The sequence below is a fragment of the Oerskovia sp. NPDC060287 genome, assembly GCF_042726775.1.
In the GTDB taxonomy this organism is placed as follows: domain Bacteria; phylum Actinomycetota; class Actinomycetes; order Actinomycetales; family Cellulomonadaceae; genus Oerskovia; species Oerskovia merdavium.
Genome location: NZ_JBHXBO010000172.1, coordinates 1 through 9,073, shown reverse-complemented (window position 1 = coordinate 9,073; position 9,073 = coordinate 1). Strand labels below are relative to the sequence as shown.

The following is a 9,073-nucleotide window of genomic DNA, read 5'->3' as shown; positions in this document are numbered from 1 at the left end:
GGGCGCGAGCCCCGGGCCACCACGTGCCTAGTTGCGGACGGTGAGGTTGAGCGACGTCGCGCTCTTGGTGACGCCGGTCGAGCCCTGGTAGGCGATCTCGACCTTGTAGGTGCCGACCTCGGGGAGCTTCGGGAGCGTCACGACGACGTCGCCCTCGGCGTCGAGCGTCCCGGTGCGGGTCGCGACCGTGGCGTTGTTGCGCTTGACGGTGACCGTGACGTCGCCCGTGGCGACGACACCCGTCGAGCTCTCGACCGAGATGGTCGCCTTGGCGGCGATCGACGGCTTGACCGGGTTGGGCGAGACGGAGCCCGAGACGGTCGAGGAGGCCGCGGCGACCGTGAGGCGCACGGTCGACGAGGACTTCTTGAAGACCTGGTCGGCCTGGTAGCTCGCCTTGAGGGTGTGCGTCCCGACGGCGAGCGTCGGGTCGAGCGCGACCGTGGCCACGCCGTCGACGAGGGTCCCGCGACCGACCTCGGTGTCACCCGAGGTCAGGACGACGTCGCCGGTCGGCGTGCCACCCTCGCCCGTGACGGTGACCGTGGCCTCGCCCGGTGCCCCGAACGAGACGCGGGCTGCCGGCACGGCGACCTTGGTGACCGACGAGACCGTGGGCTCGTTCGGCGCCGCGAGGTCGATCGTGAACGAGACCGACCCGACCACCGAGACGTTGCCGCCCGTGTCGGTCGCGCGGTACTGCAGGTTCCGCACGCCGTTGGTCGTGAAGTTGACGCTGTACGCGCCGCTGGCCGCGGCCACGTTCGTCCAGGACTGGCCGTTGTTGGTCGAGTACTGGACGCTCGCGAGTGCGCCGTCGTCCTTGACGTCGAGGTTCATGCGCACGGCCTTGTTGTAGACGCCGCCGACGCCCGTGGGCGCTGCCGGGTCGAGCGTGTGCTTGATCGTCGGCGCCTTGACGTCGCCGACGCCCACGCCCTGGAAGTCGAACGAGTCGACGGCCAGCTCGTTGGCCGAGGTCACGAAGAGCGTGCCCGAACCCTGCGGGGCGTTCGTGAACGGCACCGTGACCTCCTTCCAGCCTGCGCCGGCGGGGATCTGGGCCGTGGCGAACGGCGCGGCGTCAGCCGCACCCCAGCGGAGCTGGAGCTGCCCGCCACCGTTGGCGACGACCTTGACGCCCGTGATCCCGGCGAAGTTCACCGGGCTGTAGGACAGGTGGTCACCGTTGCCGAGGCCACGGATCGCCTGACCGGCACCTGCGGTCTCGTCCTCGTAGGCCACGACGCCCTTGCTCTTGGCGTGCTCGGCCTGCTGGACGAACGGGTTCAGCTGGACGGTCGCCTCGCCGGGGGCGGCGGGCAGGCCGTTGTGGCCGTTGTCGGTGTAGGAGACGACGACGGCGCCGTAGATGTGCGCGCCCTCACCGTGCTGCGGCGAGTCCGGCGACGTCTTCCAGGCACCCGTGCAGCCCGTGCCCGAGACCTCGGGGTGGGCGTGCTCGTCGTGGCCCAGACCGTAGGTCCACGCCACGCGGTTGCAGGCCGTCGCGGTGCCGTCCTCGGCGTCGTTCGTCGAGACCTTGAACGGGACGGCCTGGCCCCAGCTGAAGAACGAGCCGTCACCGGGGTAGTCGACCGTGACCTCGGGGGCCTGGTTGCCGACCGAGATGACCTTGGAGGTCAGCGTGAACTTGCCCTTGGCGTCGGTGACGCGCAGGCGGGCGTTGTACTGACCGAGGGTCGTGTACGTGTGGCTCGCGGTGACTCCCGTGGCGTCGAACGTCCCGTTGCCGTCGAAGTCCCACTGGTACGTGAGGGCGTCGCCGTCGGGGTCGCTCGAGCTGCTCGCGTCGAAGGCCGCGGTGAGCGGGGCCTCGGACGACGAGTTGGGGGTCGCGGTGAAGCGGGCCTGCGGGGCCTTGTTGCCCTCGGCGTAGGACACCTTGTAGAGGCCGGCGTCCGGGTTGGCGCGGAAGAACCCGTCGCCGTAGTCGAGCACGTAGAGCGAGCCGTCGGGGCCGAACTCCATGTCGATCATGTTGTCGTTGAGCGGCTGGGCGTTCTTGGCCAGCTGGGCGTTGGGCGTGAAGTCCTCGATGTGCGTGACCTCGTAGGTCTCCCAGTCGACCGTGAAGGCCGCGAGGTAGTCCTGCGAGAACTCACCGAAGAACGCCTTGTTGTCCCAGTACTCCGGGAGCTTGGACGTCGAGGGGTTCTCGGCGTCGTAGTGGTAGACGGGGGCACCCATGGGCGCCTGGCCGCTGCCGGTGCCGAAGTTCACGAGCTCGTCCCACGGCTGGTCGCCGGGGCGGTCGCCGTAGTAGAGGGTCGCCTCGCGTGCCGGGGGCAGGTCGACGAGGCCCGTGTTCCAGCGCGAGTTGTTCTTGAGCGCGGCCGGGTCGAAGAAGGCCCCGGGCGTGCTCGTCGCGAAGTTCCACTCGTTGTAGGGCGCGTTGGGCCCGTGCACGTAGGGCCAGCCCGCGTTGTGCGGGTCGTCGAGGCTCACGGTGTTCCACTCGACGTAGCCCATGGGGCCACGTGCCGGGTCGGCGTTGGCCGCGTCGGGGCCGTAGTCGCCCCACGAGAGGCTGTTCGTCTCGGGGTCCACGTCGATGCGGAACGGGTTGCGGACACCCATCACGAAGATCTCGGGGCGGGTCTTCTCGGTACCGACCGGGAAGAGGTTGCCCTCGGGGATCGTGTAGGAGCCGTCCTCCTGGACGTTGATGCGCAGGATCTTGCCGCGCAGGTCGTTGGTGTTGCCCGCGCCGCGGCGCGAGTCCAGTCCGGGGTTCATGCCGGGCGCGTCGTTGTTGGGCGCGAAGCCGTTGGCACCGGGCGCGCTCGCGGGGGTGTTGTCACCGCTCGACAGGTAGAGGTTGCCGTCGGCGTCCCAGTCCATGTCTGCGCCGACGTGGCAGCACTGACCGCGCTGGACCTCGATGTCGATGATCTTCTGCTCGGACGCCAGGTCGAGGCCCGTGCCCGTCCACTTGAACCGGGAGAGCCGGTTGACGCCCTTCCACTGGTCCCAGTAGCTCTCGTCGGCACCGGCCGGGAGCGTGTTGGGGGCCGAGCCCGTCGGGGTCCCGCTCAGGGGCGCGTAGGAGAGGTAGACCCAGCCGTTCTCCGCGAAGTCGGGGTCGATCCCGATGCCCTGGAGACCGTCCTCCGAGTTCGCGTAGACGGGGATCTTGTTGGTGATGGCGGTGACACCGGTCTCGGGGTCCGTGAGCCGGACGTCGCCGTTGCGTGCGGTGTGCAGGATCTTGCCGTCGGGCAGGATCGCGAGGTCGATCGGTTCGCCGACGTCCTTGGTCAGCAGGATCTTCTCGTAGTTGGACCAGTCGAGCGCGGCCTCCGCGCCGGGCTCGCTGCCGTGGTCGACGCCGTCGTGGGCCGTCGCGGGGCCCGTCGCGGCCGCGAGGCCCGACAGGGCCAGGACGCCCGCGAGAGACGCGGCGACCACCCTTGATCTCGCGGTCCTTCGTGCAGGAATAGACTTCACAGTGATGCAGCTCCTCATGGGGGTTCATCGCCGGACCGGGCCACCGCTCGCTGCTGAGACAGCGGGATCACGGGTGGTCCGGTCTTTTGTGTCTCGTGGAGGTGGCTCCCCGGGCACTCCCGCCCTCGCCACCGTCGTCGTCCTCCCCTCGCCGTCGAGTGGTGGTGTTCTCCGTCATCGCTGTCGGGTGGCACCGGCTGAACGCCGGGTCGCCCCGACGGATGAACGCTCACACAGCGTGAGCGGCCCGGAAGTTCCTGGAATGCGGTGTATCTACCTGCTACCGAGATGGTCTTCCTCGACCACCTGGTAGGAATCTAGGCCGACTTCTATCGCCTGTCAATCAAAAGTTGAAACCTACCGCTCAGTAGTAGGGCACAGTTCCGAACGGTCCGCACGCCGAACGGCGTCGCCCGGGGACGAGCAGGACGCGCGGGGCCCGGCCCGCGCGTCAGGTCGACCTCTCCACGCCGGGACCGAACCCTCGGAGCCCGCCCGCCGCCAGAGCCCGTTGCAGGTCCTCAGGCCTCGCCCGTGACGAGCCCTGACCGGTACGCGAGGACCACGAGCTGGGCCCGGTCACGAGCCCCGAGCTTCGACATCGCTCGGTTCACGTGCGTCTTGGCCGTGAGCGGCGTGACGTGCAGCCGCGCCGAGATGTCGTCGTTGCTCAGCCCCTGGGCGACCAGGAGCACGACCTCGCGCTCACGGTCGGTGAGCGACCGGAAGGCCTCGCCGTCGACGCGGGGCCTCGGCTCGGTCGTGACCGCCCGCGCGATCAGGCTCCGGGTGGCCTGCGGGGACAGGAGCGAGTCCCCCGCAGCGACGGTGCGCACCGCGTCCACGAGGACCTGTGGGCGCACACCCTTGCCCAGGAACCCGGCCGCGCCGGCGCGCAGCGCTCCGATCACGTGCTCGTCGTCCTCGAACGTCGTCAGGACGAGCACGTGGACCTCCGCGAGATCGGGGTCGCCGACGATCTGCGCGGTCGCGGAGATCCCGTCCGTCCCCGGCATCCGGAGGTCCATCACGACGACGTCGGGCCGCAGGTCTCGTGCCAGCTCGACCGCCCGGGCCCCGTCGGCCGCCTCCCCCACGACCTCGATCCCGTCACTGACCCCGAGCAGCGCGGCGAAGCCCGCCCGGATGAGCTCCTGGTCGTCGACGACGAGCACACGGACGGTCACGGGGCCTCCTGGCTGGTGGACTGCGCGGGGTCGGTGGCACCGGACCGAGCAGGATCGTCGGCGGGCACGAGAGGCACGGCGGGCACAGGGAGCAGGACCCGCACGACCCAGGACCCGTCGCGCGAGCCGGTCTCGACCGAGCCGCCGACCGCGGCCACACGTTCCCGCAGCCCCACGAGCCCCAGGCCGCTCCCGTGCAGGGCGGCCCCGCCCTGCCCCGGGCGTCCCGGAACGGGGTTGACGACCTCGACGACGACCGAGCCCTCACCGTGCACCACGCTCAGGTCGGCCCGCCCGGTGCCGTGCCGGTGCGCGTTGGTCAGCGCCTCCTGGACCACCCGGTAGACCGTGAGGTCCAGCACCGGGGGCAGTCTGCGCGGGGCGCCCGTGGTCCGTTCGACGACCTCGAGGCCGGTGGACCGCACCTCGTCGAGGAGGCGCGGAAGGTCGGCGACCCCCGGCGCGGGGGTGGCGTCGCCCGGTTCGTCGTCGTCCCGCAGGAGGTGCAGCAGCGAGGACATCTCGGACAGGACCCTCTCCCCCGCGTCGCGCACGTGGCCGATCGCCTCCCGGGCCATGTCGGGGCGCTTGTCGAAGAGCGCCTCGGCCGCACCCGCCTGCACGCTGATGACGGCCACGTGGTGCGCGACGACGTCGTGCAGCTCGCGCGCGATGCGCAGCCGCTCCTGGGTGACGCGGCGGGCCGCCTCTGCCTCACGGCTCTCCTCGGCGCGCGCGGCACGGTCGCGTGCCGAGGAGACGACGGCGCGCTGAGCGCCGATCGCCGCGCCCAGCGCTGCGGCCAGGACGATCAGGACCACGACGAGCACGACGTAGGAACCCGTGGGGTCCAGGCCGCCCACGAGGACGAGCACCGCCGGGTACGCGACGACGGTGGCCAGCGTCGCGAGCACCGCCTCACGGCGCCCGGCGTAGGCCGCGACCGAGTAGATCGCGACGAGCCCGGGGCCGAACGCGAGCGACGAGTCGGCGTCGATCGCGGCGGACCCGACCATCGCGGCCAGGGCGACGCCCACCGCGAGCAGCGGGTTCGTCCGACGCCACACGAGTCCCCCGCACGCGACGACGAGCGCGACGACCGAGACCACGGTGCTCGGGTACCGCTCGGGCGCGACGACCTGAGGCGTGGCGAGCACGACGAGGACGACCACGGCCCCGACGGCGTCGCGCACCGGCAGGGAAAGTCCTCTCCAGCGCGCCGTCGCCCGGGCGACCCGCGCACGGCTCGTGCCGGTCGGTCGCGAGGGGGCAGGTTCCACCGTTCGACGATACCTGCGGCTTGGCGCCCGCGGGCGTGTCCGCGCAGGTCGGGCGCCTACCACGCACGCAGTACGGGTCGGTCGGAAGATCACCACCGGGACCGACGTCCCGCATCGGGGCACGCGAGAGGCTCGAGACATGAGGACACGAGAAGCCACCGCCGGGCCGACCGGCGGCGTGTCGTGAGGTTCCTCCGTTCGTCGACAGATCTCAGTGATTGGCTGCAGTCATGATGTTGCTCAACGTGCTCGGTGCGGTCCTGCTCGTCGCCGGCTTCTACGCCGCCTGGCGCCTGGCGCCGCGGCCGACCGACGCGCCCCCGGCCCGGTGGTTCCCCGACCCCGCCGCCAGGTCACCACGGCGCCGGCTGTGGGACGGACAGGCCTGGACGGCCCGCGTCACCGACGGCGGCGAGGCGGCCGACCGCGGCCACCACTTCCGCGGACGCTTCTGGGGGCGATGGGTCTGGGCGCTGGTCGCCGCGGCCGTCGTGCTGCTCGCGGGGACCACGCTCTACCGGGCCACCGAGAACGTGCACGTCATCGCCGTCACGAGCTTCGTGGCCATGGCCCTGGTCTGCTGGGCCTTCTACGGGTTCGTGGACCGCCAGCTCGCTCTCCGGGACCTGATCGGGCTCCGCCAGGTCGTGGCCGTCGCGGTCGCCACGGCCGGCGCCACCTTCCTCGTGGGCATGAACCTCAACAACCTCACCGGCTCGATCGGCGGCATCTCGCTCTCCGCGAACCTCGTCGGGCTCACCGAGGAGACTGCCAAGCTGCTCGTGCCCATCGCCCTGTTCCTGCTCGGCACCTACCGCAACCCGCGCGTGGGCGTGGCGATCGGCCTGGCCTCCGGGTTCGGGTTCGCGATCGCCGAGACCACGCTCTACGCGTACCAGACGGCCGCGGCGTCCGGGCCGGCCTTCTGCGGCGGCGAGACCCCGGCCGTCACCACCACGTCGGTCATCGCAGCCCAGGTCGCACGCATCTTCGGCGTCTCGCCCTTCCACTGGCTCTTCACGGGCATCGCGGTCGCGATCGCGTGGCGGGCCTGGCACCTGTACGGCCGCAAGGGGACGCCTGCCGCGCTCGGCGGGATCCTGCTCGTCATGGTGGTCCACTCGCTCAACGACACGTCGGCCACGCTCGGGTGCGGCGAGCCCACGGTCCAGCTGCTCCTGGCGAACCTCCGGTACGTCCTCGTGATCGTCATGTACCTCGTGTTCAAGGCGTGGGCCCGCAAGCACACTCCCCCGCAGATGATCGGGGCCGTCAGCACCGGTTGGACCCCGAAGCACCTGGGCGAGCAGTCGGTACCGGCCGCCGATGCCCCCGCCGAGGACTCCCCCGCCCGCGAGCCCGCCGACGGCTGACTCCTCGCACGCCGCACCCGCACGGCGTCGGGTAGTGTCCCGGGGTGCACTCGACCCTCGGACCCCAGGACGACGTCGTCGCGCACCTCGGGCACATCCCTTGCCGCATCCTCGTCGCCGGGGTCTCGGGCTCGGGCAAGACGACCCTTGCACGACGGCTCGCCGCACGGCTCGACCTGCCGCACACCGAGATCGACGCGCTCTTCCACGGACCCGACTGGACTCCCCGGGCGACGTTCGTCGAGGACGTGCGGGCCGCCGTCGGGCAGGAGGCGTTCGTCATGGAGTGGCAGTACCGCGCCGTGCGCCCGCTCCTGCTGGACGAGGCCGAGCTCGTCGTGTGGCTCGACCTCCCCACCCTGACCACCATGCGTCAGGTCGTGACGAGGACCGTGCGCCGGGCCCGGCACAAGGAGGTGCTGTGGAACGGGAACGTCGAGCCGTCGCTCTGGACGATCTTCACGGACCCCGACCACATCGTCCGGTGGGCGTGGTCGACGCGACGCTCGTTGCGCGACCTCCCGGTGGTCGCGGCCCGGCAGGACCCGCCCGTCGCGCTCGTGCGGCTGCGGAGCAGACGGCAGGTCGAGACCTGGGTCAGACGGCTTCCCTGGCGACCCATTCGCTGAGCGCCTCGACGATCCGGACGTCACCGTCGAGCCAGTCGACGCTCTCCCACTCGCCCGCAGGGAGCCAGCGCAGCGCGTCGTGCTCGACCAGGGGCTCGGGCTCACCGGCGACGACGCGCGCGAGCCACAGGCGCATGACGTGACGGTCCGTGATGTTCCAGCCCCCGTCGTCGGGCCCGAGGAGCTCGGCTCCGAGCTCGACCTGCACACCGAGCTCCTCGCGGAGCTCACGGTGCAGCCCTTCGACGGGGGTCTCCCCCGGGTCCACCTTGCCGCCGGGGAACTCCCAGCGCCCGGCCAGCTCGATCGGCCGGGAACGGCGCGCGGCGAGCAGGAGGCGGGGCGTGGCGAGGTCGTCGACGACGGCCGCGGCGACCACGAGTCGGCGGAGAGTCATACGCGGAGTGTTTCACGCCGGACATGACGGGACAGGTCCCGGGACGTGTCCGGCTGGTCACACGCGGCGACCCGGCCGAGGCTCACGATCCCGCCGACAGATGTCGGCGGGCGACGGTGCCGGTGCGGGACCGGCTCAGCGGATCCCGGCAGCCTTGGCCCACTCGACCGCTTCTGCGCGGGTCGAGACGCCGAGCTTGCGGTAGAGGCTGCGCACCTGCGACTTGACGGTGTTGCGCGTCACGAACAGCTTGGTGGCGATCTGCTCCAGGGTGATGTCCTCGGAGAGGTTCGACAGCACCACGTGCTCACGACGGGTGAGCGGGGCTGAGAGCTGGGTTGCCGGCGACTCGGTCCGGGCCAGTTCGATGATGCTCATGCTTCCTCCATGTGCTGACCGGTCTCTCCATCGCGTCATGGATCGATCCGGCGCCTTGCTGCTACTGGGAGAGATGGCCCAGTCGTCGATTCATGACGCGGTTTTTCACCCTCAATCTGGATTGCTCTGCCGAGCGGCGCGTGAGCATCGCAGGTACGGTGCATTTCCGCTGGTCAGAGCGATTTCTACCCGCGACGAGCGGTAGCAGGTGGTATCTCCCATGTGTCCCAGATCACCCTTGTCGCGTTGCGACGAGAATTGTGACCCGCCTCACAGTTTGGGCCGAGCGTGCGTGACTCACAACCCGAACGCACCCCGGGACGCCTCGGAGGGCCGGCCCGCGACGTCGTCGCGAAAC

7 protein-coding genes are annotated in these 9,073 nt (G+C 71.0%); 2 read left to right on the top strand and 5 right to left on the bottom strand.

Features of this window, described 5'->3' with window-relative positions:
* Window positions 1-27: 27 nt before the first annotated feature.
* The 3 genes from ACFWFR_RS14325 to ACFWFR_RS14315 all read right to left on the bottom strand — a co-directional run bounded on the left by ACFWFR_RS14325 (window position 28) and on the right by ACFWFR_RS14315 (window position 5,851).
* Window positions 28-3,432, bottom strand: a complete 3,405-nt coding sequence (locus ACFWFR_RS14325) for a PQQ-dependent sugar dehydrogenase (protein WP_377623398.1) — start codon at window positions 3,430-3,432, stop codon at window positions 28-30.
* 560 nt (window positions 3,433-3,992) lie between these two features.
* Window positions 3,993-4,658 carry a response regulator gene (locus tag ACFWFR_RS14320; RefSeq protein ID WP_191801858.1) on the bottom strand — a complete coding sequence of 222 codons (666 nt, stop codon included), beginning with the start codon at window positions 4,656-4,658 and terminating at the stop codon, window positions 3,993-3,995.
* Window positions 4,655-5,851, bottom strand: coding sequence for a sensor histidine kinase (locus tag ACFWFR_RS14315; RefSeq protein ID WP_377623397.1), 1,197 nt, complete (start codon window positions 5,849-5,851; stop codon window positions 4,655-4,657). The genes ACFWFR_RS14320 and ACFWFR_RS14315 overlap by 4 nt, the downstream gene beginning before the upstream one ends.
* A 317-nt stretch (window positions 5,852-6,168) precedes the next feature.
* On the opposite strand from ACFWFR_RS14315, the gene ACFWFR_RS14310 reads away from it, so the two are divergent.
* Complete coding sequence (locus ACFWFR_RS14310; protein WP_377623396.1) at window positions 6,169-7,311, top strand: PrsW family glutamic-type intramembrane protease; 1,143 nt, start codon at window positions 6,169-6,171, stop codon at window positions 7,309-7,311.
* 44 nt (window positions 7,312-7,355) lie between these two features.
* Window positions 7,356-7,940 carry an AAA family ATPase gene (locus ACFWFR_RS14305; protein ID WP_377623395.1) on the top strand — a complete coding sequence of 195 codons (585 nt, stop codon included), beginning with the start codon at window positions 7,356-7,358 and terminating at the stop codon, window positions 7,938-7,940.
* Here the strand turns inward: ACFWFR_RS14305 and ACFWFR_RS14300 are convergent.
* On the bottom strand, window positions 7,909-8,337 hold the full coding sequence (locus ACFWFR_RS14300) for a (deoxy)nucleoside triphosphate pyrophosphohydrolase (RefSeq protein WP_191801854.1): 429 nt from the start codon (window positions 8,335-8,337) through the stop codon (window positions 7,909-7,911). The two genes, ACFWFR_RS14305 and ACFWFR_RS14300, sit on opposite strands and share 32 nt — an antisense overlap.
* Window positions 8,338-8,472: 135 nt before the next feature.
* Entirely contained in the window at window positions 8,473-8,715 is a 243-nt protein-coding gene (locus ACFWFR_RS14295) for a LuxR C-terminal-related transcriptional regulator (RefSeq protein WP_191801852.1), read from the bottom strand.
* Window positions 8,716-9,073: the final 358 nt, after the last annotated feature.

Coding starts and splice junctions, on each gene's coding strand:
- ACFWFR_RS14300 (WP_191801854.1), bottom strand. CDS start 8,337: ATGACTCTCCGCCGACTCGTGGTCGCCGCGGCCGTCGTCGACGACCTC.
- ACFWFR_RS14310 (WP_377623396.1), top strand. CDS start 6,169: ATGATGTTGCTCAACGTGCTCGGTGCGGTCCTGCTCGTCGCCGGCTTC.
- ACFWFR_RS14295 (WP_191801852.1), bottom strand. CDS start 8,715: ATGAGCATCATCGAACTGGCCCGGACCGAGTCGCCGGCAACCCAGCTC.